Below are 24837 nucleotides of genomic sequence, written 5' to 3' on the forward strand. Positions count from 1 at the left end.
ATTTATCGCGGGCGTTTCGGTGGACGCTCAATCTTCGTCGTCGTGCGGACCGTAGCGGCGGCCGGGAACATGGGATTGCAATGCATCGGCGATATCGGACGGCGAGCAATCCGCCGGGACGACGCAGCGCTGCAGGCGCGGATCGCTCTTCAGGGACCATTCGACTGTCCGATACGGCTGGCCCCACGGCGGCTCGATGGGCGCGGACAGGCGGCATCGGCTGAGCTTCAGTGCGGTGTGGCTGCGCATGGCTCGCGCAAGATTGGCGAACGATGGGCGCGCGGCGGTGTTGGCGGGCATGACACGTTCCTCTGTTGGCGTCCCGGCAGTCCGGATGGATGGCGCCGCGTCATAATGCGCGGCGGCCGGGTCTGATCGCGACTGGAGTGTGGCTGCGCAGAATTAAGCCGCGCTTAAACCGCTGTGCACTATCCGATGCGCGGCGAATGCCGCGCCCCTCGCGCACATGCCGATGCGCACGCCGGTCAGGAGGTGCTTCAGCATTTTCACCACGCGCCGCGCCGTTTGTTTGCCGAGAGGCCGGCTTACTGTATATTCGTACAGCTTGTCTGCAACAAGGAGCTTGCCGATGATTTCCCGCAACGATTCGCTCGAAGCCGCTGCGCTCGAACGTTTCATGCGTGCGACGCGCGCGGTCAACGCCGCGTTCGACGCCACGCGAGGCGAGCCGCATTTCGAGCATGGCGCGCGCTCGGTGGCCCGTTCGCAACAGCGCCTCGACGCGGCGCTGCGCGAACTCGAAACGTCCGAGCGCTCGCTCGACGCCATCCTCTCGCGCAGCGCGCGCCAAGGTCACTAGAGGCATAAATCGATGGAGCGAAACGACTTGAAGCTCGCATTCCTGACGATGGCTTTCGTGCTGGGTTCGTCACCGGCCGTGGCCGCGACGCACTACACGGAAGTCTGGAACCCGCCCGAAGTTCACGTGGTGAAGGGCAAGAACAAGGCGCACGGCGCATCGACGCGAACGGTGGCGAAGAAGAAGCGCAAGAGCGCATCGGCGGTGAAGCAGGTCGCCGATAAGGCCGCGATCGGTCAGTCGATTGCTCCGCCCATCACGCCGACTGAAGGCAAAGCGTCGTCGTCGAAACAGAAGGAACCCGTCATTCCCCGCAAGATCGATCCGAACGGGCAGGTCATGCGCGTCTGATTCAGTCGACGAAGGCGGCATTAACGAGAAAGGGGCGCTCCATCGAGCGCCCCTTTCTTTTTGAGCGGGCGGCGCGAGCGCTTATATCCGGCCCATCAGCAACAGGACGATCACCACGATCAGCACGACGCCCAAGATCCCGCTCGGTCCATAGCCCCAGCTACGGCTATGCGGCCAGGACGGAATGGCGCCGATCAACAGCAAGATCAGGATGATCAACAGGATGGTTCCGATCGTCATTTGACTTCTCCTTATAAAAGACCGCGCGACCATCCGGCGCGACGTGGCCTCCCAATAAAGCCACACGTCGTAGCGAGCGGCGGGATGCCGCTGGCCGTCCAGCGTTGCGATCGACGAGAAGCAAAGAGCAGCATCCGTGCCATCGGCGGCAAGTGCCGATGCCACAAGGCGCGGCGTCCATCGGAAGACGCGCGCGCCGACGCGGGCGATTGTCAAAAGGAAAGAGTTGGATGGGCGGTTTGAAAGAATTTCATCGCCGCCGGTTTCAGAAAAGTCCGCGGAAGAGCCAGAACAGCAATCCGGCGAGCGCGATGGAAACCGGCAGCGTCAGAATCCACGCAAGCGCGAGGCTGCGCACCGTGCGCCATTGAAGGCCCGAGCCGTTCGCGGCCATCGTGCCCGCGACGCCCGACGACAACACGTGCGTCGTGCTGACCGGCAGCCCGTAGGCATCGGCGGCGCCGATGGTCAGCATCGCCACGACTTCCGCCGACGCGCCTTGCCCGTAGGTCAGATGCGTCTTGCCGATGCGCTCGCCCACCGTCACGACGATGCGCTTCCAGCCGACCATCGTTCCCAAACCGAGTGCGACGGCCACCGCGACCTTGACCCACGTCGGGATGAACTTCGTCGCGTGATCGAGCTGATGCTTGTAGTTCTCGAGCACGGCGGCGTCGATCGAAGAGAAGGCGGGCGCTTTCTGCTTCTCCATCAGCCGCAACGCCTCGGACGCGATGTACATCTCGTTGCGCACGTTGCGCACATTGCCTTGCGGCACGGCGGCGATGGTTTCGCTGGGGCGAATCTGCGAATCGATCGAATCGACCAGGCCTTTCAGCGATGCGACCGTGTCCGGGGCGAGCGTCTTCGTCTGAACGTAATGCTCGACGGTCGCACGCGCGTCTTTTGCCGCCGGTGCGCTGCCGGCGTAGCGCTGCAGCGTCTCCGACGCGCTGTGGCTGACCGCGAGGAACGTCTGCGTTTCGCCGGCCGACACCGCCTTGTTGAGCGCGTAGGCCGTCGGCACGGTGCCGATCAGGATCAGCATGATGAGGCCCATGCCTTTCTGGCCGTCGTTGGAGCCGTGCGCGAACGAAACGCCGGTGCAGGTTAGGATAAGCAGGGCGCGAATCCAGAACGGCGGCGGCGTATTCTTCTTCGGCTCCTGATAAAGCGCCGGCACGCGCACGACGAGCTTCAGCACGTACAGCAGAAAGCCCGCGAGAACGAAGCCGATGATCGGCGAAAACAGCAGCGACTTGCCGACGGACATAGCCTGGCTCCAGTCCACGCCCGACGTGCCGTTGGTTCCGTGCAGCATCTGGTTCATGAGGCCGACGCCGATCACCGAGCCGATCAGCGTATGCGAACTGGACGACGGCAAGCCGAGCGCCCATGTGCCGAGATTCCAGATGATCGCCGCGATCAGCAGCGCGAAGACCATCGCGAAGCCCTGCGAGCTGCCGACGCCGATAATGAGTTCGACCGGCAGCAATTGCAGAATGCCGAACGCCACCGCGCCGCTGGAAATGAGCACGCCGATGAAATTCCACGCGCCGGACCAGACGACCGCGAGACTGGGCGTCAGCGAGTGCGTGTAGATGACGGTCGCGACGGCGTTGGCGGTATCGTGAAAACCGTTGACGAACTCGAATCCCAGCGCGATCAACAGCGCGACGCCGAGCAGAATATAAGGAAACGCCGACGATTCGCGCACCGGCGCCAGGTCTTCCAGCAGATGCATGACGCAGTAGACTGCGCCCGCTCCGATCGCGAGCAGAAACACCAGAAAGGCGAGCCGCTGGCCGAGCGTGCGGCCTCCTTGCGATTGGGGAAAGACGATCTGATTCATGGCGCGTCCTGACGGCGTGAAACGTTGCGGGAAAGCCCATGTTTGCCCGCGCGCGTGACGCTTTCGTGAACTCGCAAGCCTTTGTTATTTCGTATGAATCGCCACGTCGAGGTGTCTCTTGGTCTTCGTCGCGCGTCGCGTCGATATAATCGTTGAACTGTTCGCATTCAAGATCTTTCCCAGCCGACGATGACCAAGCCGATATCGAACGACCCACGCGACGCGCTCGGACTCGACGGCTCCGTGTGGCTGAAAAGCGGCGACGAAACGCTCGGCGGCGCGGCGCGCATCGCGCTTCTGGCCGCGATTCGCGAGACCGGATCGATCACGGCGGCAGCGAAGGCGGTCGGTCTCAGCTACAAGGCGGCGTGGGACGCCGTCGATACGATGAACAATCTGGCCGGCGAGCCGCTCGTGACGAGCGCGACCGGCGGCCGGGGCGGCGGCGGGACGCGGCTGACGGCATCGGCGCTGCGGATCATCGACACGTACCGCGCGGTCGAGCGCGAGCATCGCAAGTTTCTGAGAAGGGTAAGCGAAGCCATTGAAGGCTTCGAGGACGACTGGCGACTCATCGGGAGACTGGGATTGAAAACGAGTGCACGTAATCAGCTAGCAGGGAAAGTCACGAAGGTCACGCGCGGCGCGGTCAACGACGAAATCGAGCTTGGCCTGCCGGGCGGTCAGACGATCGTCGCGGTCGTCACGCATGAGAGCACCGAGGCGCTGGGTCTCGCGGAAGGCAGCGACGCGTTCGCGCTCATCAAGGCGTCGTGGGTCATGCTGATGGAAGACTCGCCGGCGAAGCTGTCGGCGCGCAATCAGTTGCGCGGGACGGTTGCAAGCGTGACGCGCGGCGCGGTCAACGCGGAAGTGACGCTTTCGCTCGACGATTCCACGACCGTCACCGCGATCATCACGAATCAAAGCGCCGATACGCTCGGGCTCGCGGCGGGTCAGAAAGCGGTGGCGGTGGTGAAAGCGTCGAGCGTGATCATCGGCGTGAACGACTAAACGCTCTCCACTGCAACGAATAGAGCGATGACCGCGTCAGGCCGTCGCGGTCGCGCTGACAGCCTGCACGTCGGTGCGACGCTCCAGCCGGCGATGGCTCTTCGACTTCCAGAGCGCCCGCACATACGGGTAATGGTGGCCGGACAATCCGAGCGCGATCTCGGTGATCCAGTGCTGCGTCGGCACCGGCACGCCGTGCAGCGCCACGACGACCGCGGCCAGACTTGCCGCCACGGGCGTCGGCGAGAGCTTCCCCGCCTCCGCGCGCCACGCGATGCATACGAACGCGAGCGAAACCGCCGCGCCGAGCGCGCATCCGCTCACGACTTCCGACACCGAATGCGCGTTCACCACGACGCGTGATCCGCCCACCACGACGCCCAGCAGCAAGCCGAACAACACGCCGCTGGCGCGAATCGCGCCGCGCGCCGGCAGCAACGCGACGAACATCGCGACCGGCAGGACGGACGTCGCCATGTAAGCGTGCCCGCTGAAGCCGGTGAAATCCACATTCCGGATTCCGATTCCCCATCCGATGAAGGCGATCTTGCTCAGGGCGACGAGGCAACTCCCGGCGCCGAACAGTGCGATCCATTCGACGGTGTACTTCCAGCGATAGCCGAGCGCGAGCCACGCGGCGGCAGCGATTGCGACGGGCAGCATGACGCCCGTGCTGCCGAGCGCGGTGATGCTCATCCAGACGGAGACGGGCAAATCGACGATCATCGAGGTTGTTGGTATGGACGTTGCTGCACTGCGACAGGCGAACCGTTAAGCGGGCGTTGAAGCGCCACAGTATACCGGGTCGGAAGAGGACGAAACTTTCGTCGTCGGGCGGTCTCTGTCTTCTCCCATCTGCATTCAAACGCCGCTAAGCACGCCTAACGCCATCCTTCAGCGGCATCGTAAGCATGCTGAAAAGCAGCGAATCCGGCGGATAAGTGTTATTGTGCAATGCACAACGCGACGGACAAATTGTCGCGAGCACAACCGATCAAATGTTTTGGAGAAACCAGCCGAATGTCGAAAAGCCTTACCAAACTCTGGTTGCGCGGCTTGAGACGCCTGGTCGCTGGCCAAGTGGAACCGACGCGCATCCCGAAGCCGCGCCCGGCGGCAAAGCCGGTGCGCGCGAAAACCGTCAAATCGAAGCTGAAGCCTAGCGCGTCCGCGAAACCTGCTGTTTCGCCACGCCCTTCGGTCCGCCCCGAGATGCGCGAGTCGCGCGTCCGGCCGCGCGCATCGGCGTGGGCGCGGGGCAAGTGGAATCGTTCGTATCATTCGGCGCCGCCGACCGCTGGCCGCTTTGTCAATCATCTTTCCTACGCGCTTTACATGCCGCCGAAAGCGGGGCTTGGGCGCATGCCGCTCGTCGTGATGCTGCACGGCTGCAAGCAGACCGCCGACGAATTCGCGCAAGGCACGCGGATGAACCTGCTCGCCGACAAGTACGGCTTCGCGGTGCTTTATCCGGAGCAGTCGAAGCATGACCATCCGCATCGCTGCTGGCATTGGTACGACGATTCGACCGGCGCGGGCGGCGGCGAAGCGGCGGCGATCGTCTCGCTCATCAAGGCGGTCATCGCCGAGCATGATTTCGATGCTGAGCGCGTGTATCTCGCGGGGATGTCGGCGGGAGCGGGGCTGTCGGCGCTGCTCGCGGTGCGCTATCCGCAGCTTTTCGCGGCGGTCGGATTTCACTCTGGCGTCGTGTTCGGGGAAGCGACGTCGGCCATCGGCGCGATGGACGTCATGCGGCGCGGCAGCCGCACCGACCCGGTCGCGCTCATCGACGCAGCCGTGGACGTTCGCGATTATCCGGGCATGCCCGCGATCATCGTGCATGGCGAGCTGGATTCCGTCGTCACCGCGCAGAACGCGGAGCAACTCACGCAGCAATTCCTGCGGCTGAACGGATTCATCGACGCCGCCGGCGACCGCCGCGCAGGCGAAGTGCGAGAGGAAACCGTCCCCGACGGCGTCGTGCGCGGCTATGTCAAGAACGGACGGCGCGTGGTGAAGACGTCGATCGTGCGCGGACTGGGCCACTCGTGGGCCGGCGGCGACGATACCGTGGCGTTCCATTCATCGAAAGGACCGGATTCGGCTGCCGTGATGTGGGAATTCTTCAAGCACCAGCGCCGGTCCAGCGAGGCGGCGCGCGTCGCGCATGTCGCGTGAATCGGGCGACTGTTTCGGATGTTGCAAAAACGTCTTTAGGATCAAAGTTCTAGCGCAAAAGGCTGGCGTCGGATCAGGGATTACCCTATAATCACGCTTATAGGTAGTTACCCCAGTATTCCAGCGAGGCCAACCATGTTCCTGCTTTCCCGCTTCTTCCTTTTCCTGACCAAGTCCGCTGAACAGCGCGATCGTGAACGCGACGACGAATATCTCGCTGAAGCCACCGACATCTACGATCTCGAATATCGTATGAAGAAGCTGGATCAGCGCGCAGCGGCCCGTCATCCGTCGTGGATGTCGAACTGAGCTGTAACCCGCGTAGGTTCAGGCGGATATGAAAATGCCGGCCCGTGAGGCCGGCATTTTTCATTGCTGCGTCCGATCGGTCCGCCGCGTCAGCTTCACGCGCCCGACGCATCCGACGCGTTGGGCAAATCCGGCGTATCCGGCGACTGCACGCCGAAGCAGCCGCGATATGTCGCGTAAAACGAGCAATACAGCGCGGTGGTTACGAGAATGGAAGCCGGCATCAGCACGGCGAACGCCATTTCCTGGCCCACGCCGATCGCCTGCATCAGCGCGGTCAGTCCGAACGACACCGCGAGCGCCACCACAATCCACAGCACGCCGTACAGGACAAACGCGCCGCGATTGCGCCAGCACGACACGAGGCTGAAGAACAGCGCCTTCGCCGTCGTGACTTCGTGCCAGGCGACGAGGATCGGCGCGAACCAGAACAGCATCGCGACGGGCAGATAACACGCCATCGCGACGAGCACGGCCAGCGGGTTGAAACTCGCCGCGACCGTCTCGGGGTCGCCGGAAGGGCCGTTGCCCATCATCAGGTTGAGCAGCGTGCCGCCATCGACGAGAGCGGAAATGCCGAAGATCGCGCCCATCGCGACGATATACAGCGCGCCGAGCACCAGCAGCCGGCGTGCGACCGCGCTGCCGTAGGAGCGGAAGCCGTCGACGAGAATAGTCGGCCAGACCGGCTTGCCCGCGATGGTGTTGCGGCACGCCGCCATGAAGCCGACCGCGATGCCCGGAATGAACAATAGCGGCAGCAACGGGCCGACGAGCGGCACGCGAGAGATCAGCGTCATCACGAAGAGATACGCGAAAAACACCGTGAGGAACGCAAACGGGTTGCGGCGAAACAGCCAGATGCCCTGGCGGAACCACACGTAGCCGGTCTTGGCGGGAACTTCGATCAGTCGCATGAATGGGTGGCCAGGTTACCGTTGGGCGGGCGAAGAAGCCGCGTTGACGCGTTCGCGCAAAATGCGTTCGAAATGGCCGGGATCGTGCGCTTTAAGCATTTCTGCTTCGCGCGGACGATGGAAGTCGTACAGGCGCGACACCCAGAAGCGCATGGCGCCGGCGCGAAGCATGTCGTTCCAGTGGCGGTCTTCGGCCGGCGTGAACGGCCGCACCGTTTGATACGCGCGCAGCATCGCGTCGACGCGAGCGGGATCGAGCGCGCCGGTTTCAAGATCGATGCACCAGTCGTTCACCGTCACGGCGACATCGAAGAGCCACTTGTCGACGCCCGCGAAGTAGAAATCGAAGAAGCCGCCGAGCCGCGCATGCTCGCGGCCGTGCGCGAACAGCACGTTGTCGCGGAACAAATCGCAATGGCACGGGCCTTCCGGCAGCGCGGCGTAATCGGCCGAACCGAAGAACGCCGCCTGATGCGCGAGTTCCGTTTCGATCAGCGCGCGCTGGCTATCAGTCAGGAAGTCGATGATGGCCGGGACATTCTCCTGCCACCACGCGAGACTGCGCAGATTCGGCTGGCGCCGCGTGAAGCCGCGTCCCGCGAGATGCATGCGCGCGAGCATCTGCCCGACTTCGACGCAGTGCGCGGGCGCCGGCGCGAGTTCCGGCGCGCCTTCGAGCTTCGTGACGATGGCCGCCGGCTTGCCCTTCAGCATGCCGAAGAGCGAGCCGTCGCGGCGCGGCATCGGGTCCGGCACGGGTACGCGATGCGACGCGAGATGCCGCATCAGATCCAGATAGAACGGAAGCTGCGTCGCCGTGAGATTTTCGAAGATCGTCAGCACGTACTGGCCGTGCGTCGTCGTGAGAAAGAAGTTGCTGTTCTCGATGCCCGACTGGATGCCGCGAAATTCGACGACATCGCCGAGATCGTAATGTTGCAGCCAGTCGCCGAGTTCGGCGTCAGTGACGGGGGTGAATACGGCCATGCGGGAAACGTCGGTCAGATGGGAGCCCATGCGGGCCGAATGACGAAGCCCGCTTTTGCAAGCGGGCTCGAAGCTATCTTGCTGAAATCAGTAACGCAGATTGACGGAGGGCAGACGCGTGCTTGCCTTGCCGTTGTCGCGCACTTGCGGCGACGTATCCGCAGGCGAGCTCATCTGATAACGCGTGCCGAAATTCGAATGCACGTTGATTTCGACGGGCTTGCCCTTGTCGCGATACTCGGTGATTTCCGTGCCGTTCGAGCTCAGTTCGTGGAAGCTCGGCTTGCGCGGCGGCGAGATTTCCACTTTCGAACTGACGTTGGCGGGCGGGCGATTGATGGCCTTGAGATCGGGCAGGCCCGCGGCCTCTTCCGGCGACATGGCTTGCTGGGTTGCCGGTCCCGCTGCCGGCTGGGCGGCGTTGGACGTCGATTGCGCGAAAGCGCCAACGCTTGCGGCGGCGAGTACTGCCGCAGCGGCAGAAAGAAGGGACTTCATGGTGGTTCTCCAGGCGATGGCCGGATTCTAGCAAACCCTAATCGAAGCGCGGCATTGCCTTATTTTGCGCTGGTTTCCCGGCTTTCGGCGCCGCGGACAAAAAGTTGTTGCCGGATGCACGCACGCGATCAGGGGCTTCATGGTTCTCGCATTCTTCCGTGTTAATGTGGTTCATGAAGAGGGCAACGAAGACACGCACAAGATCATGACAAACGACCGCACTCAAAGCACCCAGCACACGCCCGCGAGCGACTTTCCGACCGAATCCTTCGACGATCCCGTCGCCGCCGTCACGCGCGTTTCCGCGATCTACGAAGCCAACACCGCCTTCCTGCGCGATGCCTTCGCGCGATACCGGCGCAACGAGCAGTTCACGCATCGCGTGCGCGCGTGCTATCCGTTCGTGCGCGTGCGGACCGAACTGAACACGCAGATCGATTCGCGGCGCTCGTATGGCTTCGTCGCCGGGCCGGGCATCTTCGAGACGACGCTCACGCGCCCCGATCTTTTCGGCGACTACTATCGCGAGCAATTGCGGCTGCTCGCGAAGAATCATCACGTGGGCATCGAGGTGGGCGTGTCGGCGCAACCCGTTCCGATTCATTTCGCGTTCGCCGAAGGCATTCATCTCGAGGGCGATCTCGACCGTGATCGCCTGCTCGCCATGCGCAATGTCTTCGATACCCCGGATCTCGCGCTGCTCGATGACCGCATCGTGAACGGCACGTATGAGCCGGCGGCCGGCGAGCCGCATCCGCTCGCGCTTTTCACGGCGGCGCGCGTGGATTTCTCGCTGCATCGGCTGCGCCATTACACGGCGACTTCGCCGACGCATTTCCAGAACTACGTGCTGTACACGAACTACCAGTTTTATATCGACGAGTTCGTGAAGCTCGGCCGCACGATGATGTCGCGCGCCGACGATGAAGAAACGCGGGCGTATCGCAGCGAGTATTCGTCGTTCGTCGAACCGGGCGATGTCGTCACGTACAACGCCAATCTCAGCGAGCAGCCGGAGGAAGGCACGGCGCCCGCGCGTCTGCCGCAAATGCCCGCGTATCACCTGAAGCGCGCGGATGGCAGCGGCATCACGATGGTGAACATCGGCGTGGGGCCGTCGAACGCGAAGACGATCACGGATCACATCGCGGTGCTGCGTCCGCACGCGTGGATCATGCTCGGTCACTGCGCGGGCCTGCGCAACACGCAGCGTCTCGGCGACTACGTGCTCGCGCATGGTTACGTGCGCGAGGATCACGTGCTCGATGCCGACTTGCCGCTGTGGGTGCCGATTCCTGCGCTTGCTGAAGTGCAGGTGGCGCTGGAGAAGGCGGTGGCGCAGGTCACGCAGCTCGAAGGCGTGGAACTGAAGCGCGTGATGCGCACGGGCACGGTGGCGAGCGTCGATAACCGCAACTGGGAACTGCGCGATCATCGCGAGCCGGTGCAGCGGCTGTCGCAAAGCCGTGCGATTGCGCTGGATATGGAAAGCGCGACGATTGCCGCCAATGGCTTTCGCTTTCGCGTGCCGTACGGGACGTTGCTATGCGTATCGGATAAGCCGCTGCACGGCGAGCTGAAGCTGCCGGGCATGGCGGATCAGTTCTATCGCGCGCAAGTGGATCAGCATTTGCAGATCGGCGTGAAAGCGATGGAACTGCTGCGCATGAACGGGTTGTCGAAGCTGCATTCGCGGAAGTTGCGGAGCTTCGCGGAGGTGGCGTTTCAGTAGGGCGATGGGGCGGTGAGGCGGTGGCAAGGCCGCCCCGTCGTCGAATTACTGCTGCGGACGCGGCGCTGCCATCAGCCGCGTGTAGTTCATCCAGCCGGTGACGGGCGCTTCGGTGCTGTGAGTCGGCGTGCAGCCCGCGACTTTCGGATCGATGTCCGTCTCCGCGCAATACGCGCCTTCATACGTCACGCGCACCCACGGCGTGTTCACGCCCGATGTCTCCGTGACCGAGCGGATCGTCGACGTATCCACGCTCACTTTGGAATCCTTCGGCACGACGATGACCTGAGCGCAGGTCGAGCCTGGACACGAGCGCATGTTCATGTCGATGCCGCCCAGCCACATGTCGATAACCCCGCGATTCGTCGAGGCGTCCACCGGAGCCGGAGCCGCCTGAGCGGGCGCCGCTGTCTGGTCTTGCGCCGGCGCGCCCTGCGCACCGAGCGCATTGATTCGAGTGATGTCGTCGTGGCTCAGGTTTCGAATGAGCGTATATACGCGCTGCGAGCCATCGGCGGCAGTCACGGTGAGCGTGGTGCTGTTTTCCTCTTCGACCGGAGTCAGGATCTGGATGGTGCGAACTTCCTGCTTGCCGCTTTTCCAGAAGATCTTGTAGTTGACCGTGTTGTTGTCGGGATCTACGTCGCCGAGCGCGACGGGCAAGAGCGTATCGCCCTGCGTCACCTGAATATCGCTCTCGGTCGCGTTGATGGTCATCAGCCCGTTCCCCTGAACCGGTTTCCATACGCCGGAGACGCTCTTGAGCAATTGCAGCTTCGCAGTGCGCAAGCGTTCGGCGGCTGACGGTTCGTTCGTTGCGCTCGCGGGTGCAGGCGCGCTGGCGCTCGCCGTGGAAGCGGCGTCGGCGTGCTTGTCGTCATGGCAGCCGCTCAGGAAAGTCAAGGCGGCACTCAGGGTGATGGCAAACAACGCTTTGGGCTGTGACATCTTCTTCATCTTGTGTTCCTTCTATTCTCGCGTGACGCATCGAAAGCGTCGGTCCTTTCATTGACCGGCTATCTCAAAAACCTCGATCCGATTAACTAAAACTATTGCGTGGACGTAAAAATAGCCGCACGCTTTTGACTGCTATGCGGCTGATGCTTCCACGTCCGGCGCGCGATGTTAGCGGGTCGCGCCGCAGTCGGCAAGTCCCGTAAGCTAGTTCGGAAAACTAATAATATCGGCAATAAAAAAGGAGGAGACCAAATGGCTTCTCCTCCTTTTCACTAGCTTACAGATAGAACATCCGATCCTCATCCGACTTGCCTTCAGCCGGCGGCTCGGCCGCTTCTTCGCGATCTTCATAGAACCGCAGCACGGCTTCAAGCACCTGATCCGGCTCGTCGATGACCTGCATCAGATCCAGATCCTTCTCGCTGATCACGCCATTGGTCAGCAGCGTCTTCTTGAACCAGTCGAGCAGGCCCGCCCAGAACTCGGCGCCGACCAGCACGATCGGCACATGACGCGACTTCTTGGTCTGAATGAGCGTGAGCACTTCGGCGAGTTCATCGAGCGTGCCGAATCCGCCGGGCATCACCACGACGGCATCCGAGTTCTTGACGAACGTGACCTTGCGCGTGAAGAAGTGCCGGAAGCGCAGCGAGATGTCCTGCCACTGATTGCCCGACTGCTCGTGCGGCAACTCGATGTTCAGGCCGACCGACGGCGACTTGCCCGCGTGCGCGCCCTTGTTGGCCGCTTCCATGATGCCCGGACCGCCGCCCGAGATGACGGCGAAGCCCGCATCGGAGAACTTTTGCGCGATTTCGATGGTGCGCTGATAGTACGGCGACTCCGGTTTCAGACGCGCCGAACCATAGATGCTGATGGCAGGGCGGATCTCCGAGAGGTACTCGGTCGCCTCGATAAACTCTGCCATAATCGTGAACATCTGCCACGACGCGCGAGCCTTCTTGGCCGTCGCGCGCTCTTGATCTGCGAGCGATCGCAGACTCGGAATCACTTTTCTCTTGTTCATAATGCCTGAAGAACTAAGTCTTGAAGGTAAGACCCTGCTATTGGTCGACGGTTCTAGCTACTTGTACCGGGCCTACCATGCGATGCCTGACCTGCGTGGTCCCGACGGCGGTCCCACCGGCGCACTGTATGGGATGGTGAACATGCTGCGGCGCTTGCGGCGCGAAATCAATGCAGAGTATAGCGCGTGCATCTTCGACGCCAAGGGCAAGACTTTCCGCGACGACTGGTACGCCGACTACAAAGCCAACCGTCCTTCGATGCCCGACGATCTCTCGAAGCAGATCGAGCCCATCCACGTCGCGGTGCGCGCGCTCGGCTGGCCGCTCGTGATGATCGAAGGCGTCGAAGCGGACGATGTCATCGGCACGCTCGCCGTGCAGGCCGAAAAACGCGGCATGAAGGTGATCGTGTCGACGGGCGACAAGGATCTGGCTCAGCTCGTGACGGATCATGTCACCCTCATCAATACGATGACCAACGAAACGCTCGATCGCGCGGGCGTCGTGAACAAGTTCGGCGTGCCTCCGGAGCGCATCGTCGACTATCTGTCGCTCATCGGCGATACGGTCGACAACGTGCCCGGCGTCGAAAAGTGCGGCCCCAAGACTGCGCTCAAATGGCTTACGGCATACGAAACGCTCGATGGCATCGTCGCACACGCAAGCGAGATCAAAGGTGCGGTAGGAGACAATCTGCGCAAGGCTCTCGACTTCCTGCCGATGGCCCGCAAGCTCGTCACCGTGCACACGGAATGCGATCTCACTTCGCAGATCGCGTCCATCGACGAGACGCTCCAAAGCCGTCCCGAAGCGCGCGACGAGTTGCGCGACGTGTTCCTGCGCCACGGCTTCAAGACATGGCTGCGCGAGATCGAAATCGCGGATGCCGTCGAAGGTCCGACCGATACGCCGCCCGCTGAAGTCACCGAGATCGTTCACCACTACGAGACCGTGCAGACGTGGGAACAGTTCGATGCATGGCTCGCGCGCATCGATAGCGCGGAGATCACGTCGTTCGATACCGAGACCACGTCGCTCGATCCGATGGTCGCGCAGATCGTCGGGCTTTCGGTGTCGATAGAAGCGGGGCACGCCGCGTATATTCCGGTCGCGCATCGCGGGCCGGATGCGCCCGTGCAGTTGCCGCGCGATGAAGTGCTCGCGAAGCTCAAGCCCTGGCTCGAAGATGCGTCGAAGAAGAAGGTCGGGCAGCATCTCAAGTACGACGAGCAGGTGCTCGCGAATTACGGCATCGCGTTGCGCGGCGTCGAGCACGATACGTTGCTGCAATCGTACGTGCTGGAATCGCATCGGCCGCATGACATGGACAACCTCGCGCTGCGGCATCTCGGCGTGAAGACCATCAAGTACGAGGACGTCGCGGGCAAGGGCGCATCGCAGATCGGTTTCGACGAAGTGCCGCTCGACAAAGCCGCCGAATACGCTGCCGAAGACGCGGACATCACGTTGCGGCTGCATCAGGCGCTCTATCCCCAAGTCGCGGAAGAAGAGGGTTTGCTGCGCGTGTATCGCGATATCGAAATGCCGACCTCGCGCGTGCTGCGCAAGATTGAACGCAACGGCGTGCTGATCGATCGCGAAAAGCTGGACGCGCAGAGCAATGAAATCGCGAAGCGTTTGATCGACCTGCAGGCGCAAGCGTATGAACTCGCGGGCGGCGAGTTCAATCTCGGATCGCCGAAGCAGATCGGGCAGATCTTCTTCGAGAAGCTCGAGTTGCCCGTCGTGAAAAAGACGCCGAGCGGCGCGCCTTCCACCGACGAAGAAGTGCTGCAAAAGCTCGCCGAAGACTATCCGTTGCCGAAGGTGCTGCTCGAGCATCGCGCGCTGTCCAAGCTCAAATCGACCTATACGGACAAGTTGCCGCGCATGGTCAATGCATCGACGGGACGCGTGCATACGAACTATGCGCAGGCCGTCGCGGTGACGGGGCGGCTGTCGTCGAACGAGCCGAATTTGCAGAACATCCCCGTGCGTACCGGCGAAGGACGGCGCATTCGCGAGGCGTTCATCGCGCCGCCGGGCTGCAAGATCGTCTCCGCGGATTACTCGCAAATCGAACTGCGCATCATGGCGCACATTTCCGGCGATGAATCGCTCATGCGCGCGTTCACGCAGGGCGAAGACGTGCATCGCGCGACGGCATCCGAAGTGTTCAGCGTCACGCCGCTCGAAGTCGATAACGATCAGCGCCGCATCGCGAAGGTCATCAACTTCGGTTTGATCTATGGCATGAGTTCGTTCGGACTCGCGTCGAATCTCGGCATCACGCGCGATGCGGCGAAGCTCTACATCGACCGTTATTTCGCGCGTTATCCGGGCGTCGCCGCGTACATGGACACGACGCGCACGACTGCGAAAATGAACGGCTTCGTGGAAACCGTGTTCGGACGGCGTCTGTGGCTGCCCGAAATCAACGGCGGCAGCGGTCCGCGCCGTCAGGCGGCCGAGCGCGCGGCCATCAATGCGCCGATGCAGGGAACCGCGGCCGACCTCATCAAGATGTCGATGATCGCGGTGCAGGACTGGATCGAAGGCGCGGGCATGCGCACGAAGATGATCATGCAGGTCCACGACGAACTCGTGCTCGAAGTGCCGGAAGACGAGTTGCCGGACGTGAGAAAGCGCCTGCCGGAACTGATGTGCGGCGTCGCGGCGCTGAAGGTGCCGCTCGTCGCGGAAGTAGGCGTCGGGAACAACTGGGAGGAAGCGCACTGACGGCCGGAAGCACGCATATGGCCGGCATGTGACGACGGCGCTTGTCGATGCGCCGCCTGCTCGCGCACAATGAATCAAAGCGCTACGACGCCCCGGATTTCAAAAGCAAAGGGAGAGCTCCATGCATCGCTTCATCATCGTCGGCGGAGGGGCCGGCGGTCTCGAACTCGCGACGCGTCTCGGCGACCGCTTCGGCTCGTCGTCTGCGAAGCCGGACGCGAAAGCGCCGCGCGCGCAGATCACGCTCGTCGACCGCAATCCGACGCACATCTGGAAGCCGCTGTTGCACGAAGTCGCGGCAGGCAGCATGGACCCTTTCACGCAGGAACTCGAATATGCGGCGCAGGCGCTGTGGCACGGCTTCGAGTTTCAGCAGGGCGAACTGGTCGGGCTGAATCGCGCGCAAAGGCGCATCACGATCGGCGCGCTGCGTGACGAGGAAGCGGGCGAACTGCTGCCCGAGCGCGAACTGGAGTACGACACGCTCGTGCTGGCAATCGGCAGCACCACGCATTTCTTCGGCGTGGAAGGCGCGCAGGAGTATTCCATCGCGCTCGATACCGTCGGTCAGGCCGAGCTCTTTCGCAAGCGGCTGATCGCGGCGTGCATGCGCGCCGAGCATTTCGCGCCGGAGCCGGTGGCGGCGGGCATCGAAGACAGCACGCCGCCGACGATGGTCGAGGCCGCGCCGCGCATCCAGGTGGCGATCGTCGGTGCGGGGGCGACGGGCGTGGAATTGTCGGCGGAACTGCGCAATACCGCGCAAGTGCTGTCTGCTTACGGGTTGCACAAGCTGGATCCGAAGCATGACATCGGCATCGTGCTGATCGAAGCCGGGCCGCGCATTCTGCCCGCGCTGAAGGAGAGCGTGTCGAGCGCCACGGCCGAATTGCTGACCAAGCTCGGCGTAAAGCTCATGACCGGCGAAACGGTCGCGCAAGTCAGTCGCGATTCCATTCGCACTGCGAGCGGCAAGATCATTCGCGCCGATCTGACGGTGTGGGCGGCGGGCATCAAGGCGCCGGCGGTGCTGTCGCAACTCGACGGCTTGCCGACCAATCGGCTCGGCCAGCTGATCGTGCGGCGCACGCTGCAAACGGAAATCGACGATAACGTCTTCGCCTTGGGCGACTGCGCCGCGTGCCCGTGGCCCGGCACCGAGCGCAACGTGCCGCCGCGCGCGCAGGCGGCGCATCAGCAGGCGAGCTTTCTGTTCGCGGCGTTCAATCGGCGCATGGAGGGCAAGCCGCTGCCGGAATACACGTATCGCGATTTCGGATCGCTCGTGTCGCTCGGGCGCTATAGCGCGGTCGGCAATCTGATGGGCGGGCTGATCGGCGGCAACATGCTGATCGAAGGATTGTTCGCGCGGTTCATGTACATGTCGCTTTATCGGCTGCATGTCGCGGCGCTCCACGGCTACGCGCGCATGGTGCTCGATACCGTCGCGCACTGGCTGCGCCGGTCCACCGCGCCGCGCGTGAAGCTGCACTGACGGACGCTATCGCGCGGCAAAGCTGTTTAGAATGAGCGGCGCGCCGATGTCCCGGCGCGCCCGGGCATGCGGCCTTTCGCCCGGAACGGTCGTCCAGCGCCGCGCCGGGCCGCTTCTGGCTCAGAGCGCGGTTTCCGGTTCAGCGCCATCGGCGGGCTGTGGCTCCTCATAGCCGACGCCTGCATCGGCGGCGCCTTGGCGGCTCTTGCCGCAGGAGCTTCGTATGCTGACTCCCGAAGTCGACAGCCTCATCCCGCACGTTCCGTTCGACCGCCGCGGCTTCATCAAGGCCGCGCTTGGCACCGGTTTCGCGGCCGCCGTGCTGCCCGTTTCCGCGCAAACCATCCACACCGATAGCGACGGCCTCGAAGCCGGCTCCGTCGGCGTGCGCGGCGCGGATGGCACGCTGGTGCCCGCGTATCGCGCGCAGCCGAAGGGCAAGACGAATCTGCCGGTGATCATCGTGATTCACGAGATCTTTGGCGTGCACGAGCATATCGCCGATATCTGCCGCCGCTTCGCCAAACTCGGCTATCTGGCTATCGCGCCGCAGCTTTTCACGCGACAAGGCGATGCCGCGTCGATGCCGTCCATCCAGCAGATCAACGATCAGATCGTCTCGAAGCTGCCGGATTCGCAAGTGCTGTCGGACATCGACGAAACCGTGAAATGGGCCGGCGAACATGGCGGCGACCTCAAGCGCCTGGGCATCACGGGATTTTGCTGGGGCGGGCGCATCACGTGGCTTTACGCGGAGCACAACCCGAACGTGAAGGCGGCGGTCGCGTGGTACGGGCGGCTCGTCGGCAACAAGACGGCGATGACGCCGAGCAATCCGATCGACAACGTCGGCGAGTTGAACGCGCCCGTGCTCGGGCTGTATGGGCGGCAGGATCAGAGCATTCCGCAGGACACCATCGAGCAGATGAAGCAGGCCATCGCCAGTGGGCCGCAGAAAGCGCGCGGCTCGCAATTCGTCGTCTACGACGATGCCCCGCACGCGTTCTTCGCCGATTACCGTCCGAGCTATCGCAAGGCCGACGCCGAAGACGGCTGGAAGCGCGCGCTCGCGTGGTTCCGCGAGCACGGCGTCAAATGAACGGCTGCGGCGCTCAAGGGTTCGGGCCGGTGGCGACGGGGCGCCCCGGATCGGCGCTCCATTCGCTCCACGAGCCGGGATAGAGCGCCGCGCCGTGCAGCCCGGCGATTTCCATCGCGAGCGCGTTGTGGCACGCGGTGACGCCCGAGCCGCATTGCAGGACGACGCGATCCGCCGGCGTCGCGCCGATCAGCGATCCGAACGCTTCGCGCAATTCGTGTGCGGTCTTGAAGCGGCCTTCCGCCGTCAGATTGTTCTTAAAGAAGTGATTCACCGCGCCGGGAATGTGGCCGCCGACGGGATCGATGGTTTCGTTCTCGCCGCGATACCGATCCGCCGCGCGCGCATCGATCACCAGATGATCGCGCGAGCCGATGCTGCGCACGATCGCAGAAGCATCGATCGTCACCTGCAGCGGCGCGGCGGCCTTGAACGTGCCTTGCGATGTCGGTGGCACCGCGGTATCGAGCGGCTTGCCGGTCGCTTCCCACGCCTGCAGACCGCCGTCGAGCAGCGCGACGGAATCGTGCCCGAGCCAGCGCAGCAGCCACCACAGACGCGCTGCGTACATGCCGCCTTGCGCGTCGTACGCGACGACCTGCTGACCTTCGTTCAATCCGAGACTAGCCAGCTTCCCGACGAGCGCCGCGCGTTCCGGCAGCGGATGACGGCCGTTCGTGCCGGTCTTCGCGCCGGACAGATCGCGGTCCAGATGCAGATAATGCGCGCCGGGAATGTGCCCGGCGGCATAAGCGGCTTCGCCTGCTTCGGGCGCGGCGAGATCGAACCGGCAATCGAAGATGACGATGCTGCCCGGGGAGGCGTCGAGATGTTCGGCGAGATTCGTCGCCGAGATGAGCGTGGTGTAGTGAGTGTGCAGCATGACGGCTCCTGATGATCGGGCTTCGGCGCGCGTGGCAACAAGTGCGGACGACAAGTGCTTAGTCTAAACAAAAAGACGGGCTCGAAAGCCCGTCCTTTTGTGATTCGCGAGTCATCAAGCGATCGCGCTCAGATGTTTCCCAACTGATGCCGCAGGAACTCGTGGAAGTGCTGCATGCCGGATTCCATCGGACTCTGATACGGCCCGACCTGATTCTCCCCGCGCGACATCAGTGCGCGACGGCCCGCATCCATGCGCTCGGCGATTTCATCGTCCTCGCGCGCGGTTTCCATGTACGCCGCCCGTTCCGCCTCGATGAACTCGCGCTCGAACAGCGCGATTTCCTCGGGGTAATAGAATTCGACGATGTTCGTCGTCTTCTGCGTGCCGCGCGGAATGAGCCACGACACGACCAGCACGTGCGGATACCACTCGATCATGAGACCGGGGTAGTACACCATCCAGATCGCGCCGAATTCGGGCGGCGCGCCGTTGCGGAAACGCAGGACTTCGTCGTGCCACTTGCGGTACGTCGGGCTGCCGGGCTTTTCCAGATTCTTGTGGACGCCCACGGTCTGCACGCTGTACCAGTCGCCGAATTCCCATTCGAGGTTGTCGCACGAGACGAAACTGCCGAGTCCCGGATGGAATGGCGCGACGTGGTAATCCTCCAGATAGACCTCGATGAAGGTCTTCCAGTTGTAGTTGCATTCGTGGACTTCGACGTGATCGAACATGAAGCCCGAAAAGTCGAAATGACGCGCGGTGCCCAGCTTCGCGAGATCGGCCGCGACGTTGCGGCCTTGCGATTCGAAGAGCAGGCCCTGCCAGTTCTGCAGCGGCGTGGCGCCCAGATTCAGGCACGGCTTGTCCGCGAAGTGCGGCGCGCCGAGCAAATGTCCGTTGAGATCGTAGGTCCAGCGGTGCAGCGGGCAGACGATGTTGTCCGCGCTGCCGCGCCCGTTCAGCATGATGGCCTGGCGATGGCGGCACACGTTCGACAGCAGTTCGATGTCGTTCTGCTGATTGCGGACGAGCACGCGCCCTTCGCCTTCACCCGGAAGCGCGAAATAGTTGCCCGCCTCGGGAACCATGAGTTCGTGCCCGATGTAGCGTGGACCTTGCTTGAAAAGTGTGTCGAGTTCGCGCGTAAGAAGCGCTTCGTCAAAGTAAGCCGTGACTGGCAGTTGGCTATGAACAGCCTTCAACTGCAATGCATTGCTCAGATTGGACATTCCCACTCCCGTTAAGACGTGAAAGCAGTGAACAACCCAACCATCGAAGATTCGATTTAGGGAGCCAGCGATTATACCGAAATCCGCCACGCTGGGGCGCATAAGGTCTTGATTTGGGTATAAATTGTCGCGAGAGTTCCGCTAAGTCCGCGATTTGTTGACGGCGCGCAAGCTCCGTTGCGCGTAGTTGGCCAAACGCTGCCGCCGTGCGTTCGCGCGGCAACGGCAGACGGGATGCGGGTCGAAAATTTAGCTTTTGCCGTAGAATGTGCGACTTGGTTCCAATTATCAACCGCACATCCACGATTCATGGCGAAGACCGCAGTCCAGGCAGCAGGCGAAGAATCCGGCGGAAATGCGCCGGGCGCGGACGCCGCGTCGCTTCCGGAAAATTACGAAGCCGCGCTGGCCGAACTCGAATCGCTCGTGGCGCGCATGGAAGAGGGCGCGCTGAGCCTCGAGGAATCGCTGGCCGCGTATCGTCGCGGCGCGGCCCTTGTGGGCTTTTGCCAACAGCAGCTCGAAAAAGTCGAGCAGCAGGTTCGCGTGCTCGACGGCGAGACGCTCAAACCGCTGCCCGCCGAGGTACAGCGCGCAACCCAGGGTGCCGGAGCAAGCAACGACAACGGGGACGACGACCTATGACCTTCGAACAATGGATGCGCGCCACGCTCGACCGCGTCGAAACCGCGCTCGAGCATTATCTTCCCGGCACGGACATCGCCCCGGCGCGTCTGCATGAAGCCATGCGCTACGCGGTGCTCGGCGGCGGCAAGCGCGTGCGTCCGCTTCTGGTCCATGCGGCCGGCGAACTGACGGGCGCGAGCGCCCAGGCGGTCGAAGCCGCGAGCGCCGCGCTCGAGATGATCCACGTCTATTCGCTGGTTCATGACGACATGCCCGCCATGGACGACGACGCCCTGCGGCGCGGCAAGCCCACGGTACACATCCAATATGACGAAGCGACGGCACTGCTCGTCGGCGATGCGCTGCAGTCGCAGGCGTTCATCGCGCTGACCGCGAACGGCAACGGCCTTACCGACAGTCAGCAGGCGGCGCTCGTGCGCGAACTGGCCGTCGCGAGCGGCTCGGTCGGCATGGCGGGCGGGCAGGCCATCGACCTCGAAAGCGTCGGCCGCAAGCTGTCGCGCCCCGAACTCGAGACGATGCATCGCAAGAAAACCGGCGCCCTGTTGCGCGCGTCGGTCCGCATGGGCGCGCTTGCCGGCGAGCAGCCGGGCGCCGAAGCGCTCGCCGCGTTGGATCAATACGCCGCCGCCGTCGGCCTCGCGTTCCAGGTCGTCGACGACATCCTGGACGTGACCGCGGACTCCGCCACGCTCGGCAAGACCGCGGGCAAGGACGCGCAACACGACAAACCGACTTACGTGTCCATCATCGGACTCGACGCATCCCGCGAACTCGCCGCCCAACTGGGCCGCGACGCGCATGCCGCCATCCAGCCGTTCGGCGGACGCGGCCAGCGGCTTGCTGAACTTGCTGACCTGGTCGTGAACCGGGTGCACTGAACGTTGAATGCGTGACGAACCCCACGGCGCAACAAACGCGCTGAACGAATCACGCCAGTTTTCCTAAAATGGGACGACGATGTACGACTTGCTGAAATCCATCGACGATCCGGCCGATCTTCGGGCCCTCGATCGACGCCAACTGCAGCCGCTTGCCGACGAACTGCGAGCCTATGTGCTCGACAGCGTGTCGCAGACGGGCGGCCATCTGTCGTCCAATCTGGGCACGGTCGAGCTGACGATCGCGCTGCACTATGTTTTCGATACGCCGGGCGACCGCATCGTGTGGGACGTCGGCCATCAGACGTATCCCCACAAGATTCTGACCGGCCGCCGCGATCAGATGCCGGGCCTGCGCCAGTTGGGCGGCATTTCCGGCTTTCCGCGCCGCGCCGAATCCGAATACGACACCTTCGGCACCGCGCATTCGAGCACGTCGATTTCGGCGGCGCTCGGCATGGCGGTCGCGAACAAGCTGCAGGGCGACAACCGCTATTCGATCGCCGTGATCGGCGACGGCGCGATGACCGCCGGCATGGCCTTCGAGGCGATGAACAACGCGGGCGTCGCCGACGACCTGCCGCTGCTCGTCATCCTGAACGACAACGACATGTCCATTTCGCCGCCGGTCGGCGCGCTGAATCGCCATCTCGCGCGTCTGATGTCGGGCCGCTTCTACGCCGCCGCGCGTGCGGGCGTCGAGCGCGTGCTGCGCGCCGCGCCGCCGGTGCTGGACCTCGCGCGCAAGCTCGAAGAGCATGCGAAGGGCATGATCGTGCCGGCCACGCTGTTCGAAGAGTTCGGCTTCAACTACATCGGCCCGATCGACGGTCACGATCTCGACTCGCTCATTCCGACGCTGCAGAACATCAAGGAACTGCGCGGCCCGCAATTCCTGCACGTCGTCACGAAGAAAGGTCAGGGCTACAAGCTCGCCGAAGCCGATCCCGTGCTGTATCACGGTCCCGGCAAGTTCAATCCGGCCGAAGGCATCAAGCCGTCGACCGCGCCCGCGAAAAAGACCTATACGCAAGTGTTCGGTGAATGGCTGTGCGACGCCGCCGCGCAGGACTCGCGCGTGGTCGGCATCACGCCCGCCATGCGCGAAGGCTCCGGCATGGTCGAATTCGAGAAGCGCTTCCCGGATCGTTACTTTGACGTCGGCATCGCCGAGCAACACGCGGTCACGTTCGCGGGTGGTCTCGCGGCGGACGGCATGAAGCCCGTCGTCGCCATTTATTCGACGTTCCTGCAACGCGCGTACGACCAGTTGATTCACGATGTCGCGCTGCAGAACCTGCCGGTCGTGTTCGCAATCGACCGCGCGGGTCTCGTCGGCGCGGACGGCGCGACGCACGCGGGCAATTACGACCTCGCGTTCTTGCGCTGCATCCCGAACATGACGGTGATGGCCGCGTCCGACGAAAACGAATGCCGCCAGATGCTTTACACCGCGCTGCAGCAGCCGAATCCGACGGCCGTGCGTTATCCGCGCGGCGCGGGCACGGGCGTGGCCACGGTCAAGCAGATGACCGCGCTTCCGGTCGGCAAGGGCGAAATTCGCCGGGAATCGTCGCAGAAGCTGGGCTCGGGCAAGCGAATCGCGATTTGCGCGTTCGGCACGATGGTCGCGCCGTCGCTCGCCGCCGCCGACGAGCTCGATCTCACCGTCGCCAACATGCGTTTCGTGAAGCCGATCGACGCCGATCTGCTGCGCGAACTCGCTGCAACGCACGACGCCATCGTGACCATCGAGGAAGGCTCGATCATGGGCGGCGCGGGTTCGGCCTGCGTCGAGGCGTTGCTGGCGAGCGGCGTCGTCAAGCCGGTGTTGCAACTGGGCTTGCCTGACGTTTTCATCGATCACGGCGATCCCGCCAAGCTGCTCGCGAGCGTCGGCCTCGACGCAGCCGGCATCGCGCGTTCGATCCGCGAGCGTTTCCTCGCCGCCGTCGAAAGCGCGGGCAAGCTGACCAAGCGCGTCGCCTGACGCGATTCTCGCTGGGCCGGGCGCGCTCGAGGTAGCCGCGCGCCTGGGCTGGCGTCACCACGCGGCGCGGGTTTCGACTCGCGCCGCGTGCGTTTCACCGCAGATCACCGCTTACCACCGCAGACCATCGTTAGCGTCGTGCCGTCGCGCGCCCGGCGTACAAGGACATAAGAAATGAACCAGATGAATCCCGCCTTCGTGATGCCCGATGTTCAGAGCACGCCGGATACGCGCCAGATCGCGATTGCGCGCGTCGGCGTGAAGGGCGTGCGGCATCCGCTGTCGGTGCGGACGGCGAGCGGCGTGCAGCCGAGCGTCGGCGTGTGGAATCTCGACGTGCATCTGCCGGCCGAGCAGAAGGGCACGCATATGTCGCGCTTCGTCGCGTTGCTCGAAGAACACCGCGAACCGCTCGATCAGGCCGCGCTGCGCACCATGCTCGCCGCGATGCTGACGAAGCTCGAAGCGCATTCCGGCCGCATCGAAGTGAGCCTGCCGTACTTCGTCATGAAGACCGCGCCGATCTCGGGCGTGCAGAGCCTGCTCGATTACGAGGCGACGTTCATCGCGGAGAAGCGCGACGGCGAAACGCGTCTGTCGCTGAAAGTGCTCGTGCCGGTGACGAGCCTGTGTCCGTGCTCGAAGAAGATTTCGCAGTACGGCGCGCACAACCAGCGTTCGCACGTGACGATCACGGCGGAGCTGGCCGGCGATGTCGCGGTGGAAGAGCTGGTGCGGATCGCGGAAGAAGAGGCGTCGTGCGAGCTGTGGGGCTTGCTGAAGCGCCCGGACGAGAAGTTCGTGACCGAGCGGGCGTATGAAAATCCGAAGTTCGTCGAAGACCTCGTGCGCGATATCGCGGCGCGGCTGAACGCGGATGATCGCATCGTCGCGTACGTGCTCGAAGCGGAGAACTTCGAGTCGATCCATAATCACAGCGCGTATGCGGTGATCGAGCGGGACAAGCGCTGAGCTTTTCGC

Annotated in this window: 26 protein-coding genes; 13 read left to right on the top strand and 13 right to left on the bottom strand. The window is 63.4% G+C overall.

Translation table 11 applies throughout. From position 1 onward, the window contains the following. Window positions 1-27 precede the first annotated feature (27 nt). Complete coding sequence (locus tag AWB72_RS20805; protein ID WP_040050271.1) at window positions 28-300, bottom strand: DUF2866 domain-containing protein; 273 nt, start codon at window positions 298-300, stop codon at window positions 28-30. A 102-nt stretch (window positions 301-402) separates the two neighbouring features. After that, a complete protein-coding gene (locus tag AWB72_RS20810; protein WP_040050272.1) occupies window positions 403-603 on the bottom strand; it encodes a hypothetical protein in 201 nt (66 codons plus the stop codon). Between AWB72_RS20810 and AWB72_RS20815 the strand changes: the two genes are divergently transcribed. Both AWB72_RS20815 and AWB72_RS20820 read left to right on the top strand, forming a co-directional pair. After that, entirely contained in the window at window positions 590-820 is a 231-nt protein-coding gene (locus AWB72_RS20815; protein WP_040050273.1) for a hypothetical protein, read from the top strand. The genes AWB72_RS20810 and AWB72_RS20815 overlap by 14 nt on opposite strands. 27 nt (window positions 821-847) lie before the next feature. Then, window positions 848-1171, top strand: a complete 324-nt coding sequence (locus AWB72_RS20820) for a hypothetical protein (RefSeq protein ID WP_040050274.1) — start codon at window positions 848-850, stop codon at window positions 1169-1171. 81 nt (window positions 1172-1252) lie between these two features. Here the strand turns inward: AWB72_RS20820 and AWB72_RS20825 are convergent, their stop codons facing one another. Beyond that, window positions 1253-1411, bottom strand: a complete 159-nt coding sequence (locus AWB72_RS20825) for a DUF3309 family protein (RefSeq protein WP_040050372.1) — start codon at window positions 1409-1411, stop codon at window positions 1253-1255. A 265-nt stretch (window positions 1412-1676) separates the two neighbouring features. After that, window positions 1677-3263 carry an inorganic phosphate transporter gene (locus tag AWB72_RS20830; RefSeq protein ID WP_040050275.1) on the bottom strand — a complete coding sequence of 529 codons (1587 nt, stop codon included), beginning with the start codon at window positions 3261-3263 and terminating at the stop codon, window positions 1677-1679. A gap of 189 nt (window positions 3264-3452) precedes the next feature. On the opposite strand from AWB72_RS20830, the gene AWB72_RS20835 reads away from it, so the two are divergent. Continuing rightward, window positions 3453-4277: a TOBE domain-containing protein gene (locus tag AWB72_RS20835; protein ID WP_040050276.1), complete on the top strand. Its 825-nt coding sequence runs from the start codon at window positions 3453-3455 to the stop codon at window positions 4275-4277. A 36-nt stretch (window positions 4278-4313) separates the two neighbouring features. On the opposite strand, the gene AWB72_RS20840 is transcribed toward AWB72_RS20835, so the two are convergent. Beyond that, window positions 4314-5000 (bottom strand): phosphatase PAP2 family protein, encoded by a 687-nt coding sequence (locus AWB72_RS20840; protein ID WP_374728910.1) that lies wholly within the window; start codon window positions 4998-5000, stop codon window positions 4314-4316. Window positions 5001-5221: 221 nt separating this feature from the next. Further along, on the bottom strand, window positions 5222-5539 hold the full coding sequence (locus AWB72_RS29490) for a hypothetical protein (protein WP_244285708.1): 318 nt from the start codon (window positions 5537-5539) through the stop codon (window positions 5222-5224). Between AWB72_RS29490 and AWB72_RS20845 the strand changes: the two genes are divergently transcribed. Both AWB72_RS20845 and AWB72_RS20850 read left to right on the top strand, forming a co-directional pair. Further along, window positions 5490-6458: an extracellular catalytic domain type 1 short-chain-length polyhydroxyalkanoate depolymerase gene (locus AWB72_RS20845; protein WP_244285696.1), complete on the top strand. Its 969-nt coding sequence runs from the start codon at window positions 5490-5492 to the stop codon at window positions 6456-6458. The genes AWB72_RS29490 and AWB72_RS20845 overlap by 50 nt on opposite strands. A gap of 135 nt (window positions 6459-6593) precedes the next feature. Next, window positions 6594-6767 carry a DUF3563 family protein gene (locus AWB72_RS20850; RefSeq protein WP_084592833.1) on the top strand — a complete coding sequence of 58 codons (174 nt, stop codon included), beginning with the start codon at window positions 6594-6596 and terminating at the stop codon, window positions 6765-6767. 95 nt (window positions 6768-6862) lie between these two features. Here the strand turns inward: AWB72_RS20850 and AWB72_RS20855 are convergent, their stop codons facing one another. The 3 genes from AWB72_RS20855 to AWB72_RS20865 all read right to left on the bottom strand — a co-directional run bounded on the left by AWB72_RS20855 (window position 6863) and on the right by AWB72_RS20865 (window position 9169). After that, a complete protein-coding gene (locus AWB72_RS20855; RefSeq protein WP_040050279.1) occupies window positions 6863-7684 on the bottom strand; it encodes a BPSS1780 family membrane protein in 822 nt (273 codons plus the stop codon). Window positions 7685-7699: 15 nt separating this feature from the next. Continuing rightward, entirely contained in the window at window positions 7700-8671 is a 972-nt protein-coding gene (locus AWB72_RS20860) for a homoserine kinase (RefSeq protein WP_040050373.1), read from the bottom strand. Between the two features lie 87 nt (window positions 8672-8758). Next, on the bottom strand, window positions 8759-9169 hold the full coding sequence (locus tag AWB72_RS20865; RefSeq protein WP_040050280.1) for a hypothetical protein: 411 nt from the start codon (window positions 9167-9169) through the stop codon (window positions 8759-8761). Between the two features lie 205 nt (window positions 9170-9374). Here AWB72_RS20865 and AWB72_RS20870 point away from each other — a divergent pair, with 205 nt between their 5' ends. Beyond that, on the top strand, window positions 9375-10901 hold the full coding sequence (locus tag AWB72_RS20870; RefSeq protein ID WP_040050374.1) for an AMP nucleosidase: 1527 nt from the start codon (window positions 9375-9377) through the stop codon (window positions 10899-10901). Window positions 10902-10946: 45 nt separating this feature from the next. Here the strand turns inward: AWB72_RS20870 and AWB72_RS20875 are convergent, their stop codons facing one another. Both AWB72_RS20875 and AWB72_RS20880 read right to left on the bottom strand, forming a co-directional pair. Further along, window positions 10947-11858, bottom strand: coding sequence for a hypothetical protein (locus AWB72_RS20875; RefSeq protein WP_040050281.1), 912 nt, complete (start codon window positions 11856-11858; stop codon window positions 10947-10949). Window positions 11859-12135: 277 nt separating this feature from the next. Beyond that, window positions 12136-12885: an LOG family protein gene (locus tag AWB72_RS20880; RefSeq protein WP_040050282.1), complete on the bottom strand. Its 750-nt coding sequence runs from the start codon at window positions 12883-12885 to the stop codon at window positions 12136-12138. Between the two features lies 1 nt (window position 12886). Between AWB72_RS20880 and polA the strand changes: the two genes are divergently transcribed. From polA to AWB72_RS20895, 3 genes are all read left to right on the top strand, one after another. Beyond that, window positions 12887-15625: a DNA polymerase I gene (gene polA, locus AWB72_RS20885; protein ID WP_040050283.1), complete on the top strand. Its 2739-nt coding sequence runs from the start codon at window positions 12887-12889 to the stop codon at window positions 15623-15625. A gap of 121 nt (window positions 15626-15746) precedes the next feature. Then, the gene (locus AWB72_RS20890; protein WP_040050284.1) at window positions 15747-17120 is read left to right on the top strand and encodes an NAD(P)/FAD-dependent oxidoreductase; all 1374 of its coding nucleotides are present in this window, start codon (window positions 15747-15749) and stop codon (window positions 17118-17120) included. A gap of 223 nt (window positions 17121-17343) precedes the next feature. Continuing rightward, on the top strand, window positions 17344-18219 hold the full coding sequence (locus AWB72_RS20895) for a dienelactone hydrolase family protein (protein ID WP_087128662.1): 876 nt from the start codon (window positions 17344-17346) through the stop codon (window positions 18217-18219). 13 nt (window positions 18220-18232) lie between these two features. On the opposite strand, the gene AWB72_RS20900 is transcribed toward AWB72_RS20895, so the two are convergent. Next, a complete protein-coding gene (locus AWB72_RS20900; protein WP_040050286.1) occupies window positions 18233-19102 on the bottom strand; it encodes a sulfurtransferase in 870 nt (289 codons plus the stop codon). A gap of 128 nt (window positions 19103-19230) precedes the next feature. After that, window positions 19231-20337 (bottom strand): aromatic ring-hydroxylating oxygenase subunit alpha, encoded by a 1107-nt coding sequence (locus AWB72_RS20905; protein ID WP_040050287.1) that lies wholly within the window; start codon window positions 20335-20337, stop codon window positions 19231-19233. A 309-nt stretch (window positions 20338-20646) separates the two neighbouring features. Here AWB72_RS20905 and AWB72_RS20910 point away from each other — a divergent pair, with 309 nt between their 5' ends. The 4 genes from AWB72_RS20910 to folE2 all read left to right on the top strand — a co-directional run bounded on the left by AWB72_RS20910 (window position 20647) and on the right by folE2 (window position 24828). After that, window positions 20647-20982, top strand: coding sequence for an exodeoxyribonuclease VII small subunit (locus tag AWB72_RS20910; RefSeq protein WP_040050288.1), 336 nt, complete (start codon window positions 20647-20649; stop codon window positions 20980-20982). Next, the gene (locus tag AWB72_RS20915; RefSeq protein ID WP_040050289.1) at window positions 20979-21866 is read left to right on the top strand and encodes a polyprenyl synthetase family protein; all 888 of its coding nucleotides are present in this window, start codon (window positions 20979-20981) and stop codon (window positions 21864-21866) included. Before AWB72_RS20910 ends, AWB72_RS20915 begins: the two co-directional genes overlap by 4 nt. 79 nt (window positions 21867-21945) lie before the next feature. Continuing rightward, entirely contained in the window at window positions 21946-23856 is a 1911-nt protein-coding gene (dxs, locus tag AWB72_RS20920) for a 1-deoxy-D-xylulose-5-phosphate synthase (protein WP_040050290.1), read from the top strand. Between the two features lie 174 nt (window positions 23857-24030). Next, window positions 24031-24828 (top strand): GTP cyclohydrolase FolE2, encoded by a 798-nt coding sequence (gene folE2, locus AWB72_RS20925; protein WP_040050291.1) that lies wholly within the window; start codon window positions 24031-24033, stop codon window positions 24826-24828. Window positions 24829-24837: the final 9 nt, after the last annotated feature.

This window comes from Caballeronia concitans, from assembly GCF_001544615.1.
In the GTDB taxonomy this organism is placed as follows: domain Bacteria; phylum Pseudomonadota; class Gammaproteobacteria; order Burkholderiales; family Burkholderiaceae; genus Caballeronia; species Caballeronia concitans.

Coding starts and splice junctions, on each gene's coding strand:
- AWB72_RS20890 (WP_040050284.1), top strand. CDS start 15,747: ATGCATCGCTTCATCATCGTCGGCGGAGGGGCCGGCGGTCTCGAACTC.
- AWB72_RS20900 (WP_040050286.1), bottom strand. CDS start 19,102: ATGCTGCACACTCACTACACCACGCTCATCTCGGCGACGAATCTCGCC.
- AWB72_RS20850 (WP_084592833.1), top strand. CDS start 6,594: ATGTTCCTGCTTTCCCGCTTCTTCCTTTTCCTGACCAAGTCCGCTGAA.
- AWB72_RS20830 (WP_040050275.1), bottom strand. CDS start 3,263: ATGAATCAGATCGTCTTTCCCCAATCGCAAGGAGGCCGCACGCTCGGC.
- AWB72_RS20825 (WP_040050372.1), bottom strand. CDS start 1,411: ATGACGATCGGAACCATCCTGTTGATCATCCTGATCTTGCTGTTGATC.
- AWB72_RS20865 (WP_040050280.1), bottom strand. CDS start 9,169: ATGAAGTCCCTTCTTTCTGCCGCTGCGGCAGTACTCGCCGCCGCAAGC.
- AWB72_RS20905 (WP_040050287.1), bottom strand. CDS start 20,337: ATGTCCAATCTGAGCAATGCATTGCAGTTGAAGGCTGTTCATAGCCAA.
- AWB72_RS20835 (WP_040050276.1), top strand. CDS start 3,453: ATGACCAAGCCGATATCGAACGACCCACGCGACGCGCTCGGACTCGAC.
- AWB72_RS20910 (WP_040050288.1), top strand. CDS start 20,647: ATGGCGAAGACCGCAGTCCAGGCAGCAGGCGAAGAATCCGGCGGAAAT.
- dxs (WP_040050290.1), top strand. CDS start 21,946: ATGTACGACTTGCTGAAATCCATCGACGATCCGGCCGATCTTCGGGCC.
- AWB72_RS20895 (WP_087128662.1), top strand. CDS start 17,344: ATGCTGACTCCCGAAGTCGACAGCCTCATCCCGCACGTTCCGTTCGAC.
- AWB72_RS20805 (WP_040050271.1), bottom strand. CDS start 300: ATGCCCGCCAACACCGCCGCGCGCCCATCGTTCGCCAATCTTGCGCGA.
- AWB72_RS20880 (WP_040050282.1), bottom strand. CDS start 12,885: ATGAACAAGAGAAAAGTGATTCCGAGTCTGCGATCGCTCGCAGATCAA.
- AWB72_RS20870 (WP_040050374.1), top strand. CDS start 9,375: ATGACAAACGACCGCACTCAAAGCACCCAGCACACGCCCGCGAGCGAC.
- folE2 (WP_040050291.1), top strand. CDS start 24,031: ATGAACCAGATGAATCCCGCCTTCGTGATGCCCGATGTTCAGAGCACG.
- AWB72_RS20860 (WP_040050373.1), bottom strand. CDS start 8,671: ATGGCCGTATTCACCCCCGTCACTGACGCCGAACTCGGCGACTGGCTG.
- polA (WP_040050283.1), top strand. CDS start 12,887: ATGCCTGAAGAACTAAGTCTTGAAGGTAAGACCCTGCTATTGGTCGAC.
- AWB72_RS20875 (WP_040050281.1), bottom strand. CDS start 11,858: ATGAAGAAGATGTCACAGCCCAAAGCGTTGTTTGCCATCACCCTGAGT.
- AWB72_RS20845 (WP_244285696.1), top strand. CDS start 5,490: ATGCGCGAGTCGCGCGTCCGGCCGCGCGCATCGGCGTGGGCGCGGGGC.
- AWB72_RS20855 (WP_040050279.1), bottom strand. CDS start 7,684: ATGCGACTGATCGAAGTTCCCGCCAAGACCGGCTACGTGTGGTTCCGC.
- AWB72_RS20915 (WP_040050289.1), top strand. CDS start 20,979: ATGACCTTCGAACAATGGATGCGCGCCACGCTCGACCGCGTCGAAACC.
- AWB72_RS20815 (WP_040050273.1), top strand. CDS start 590: ATGATTTCCCGCAACGATTCGCTCGAAGCCGCTGCGCTCGAACGTTTC.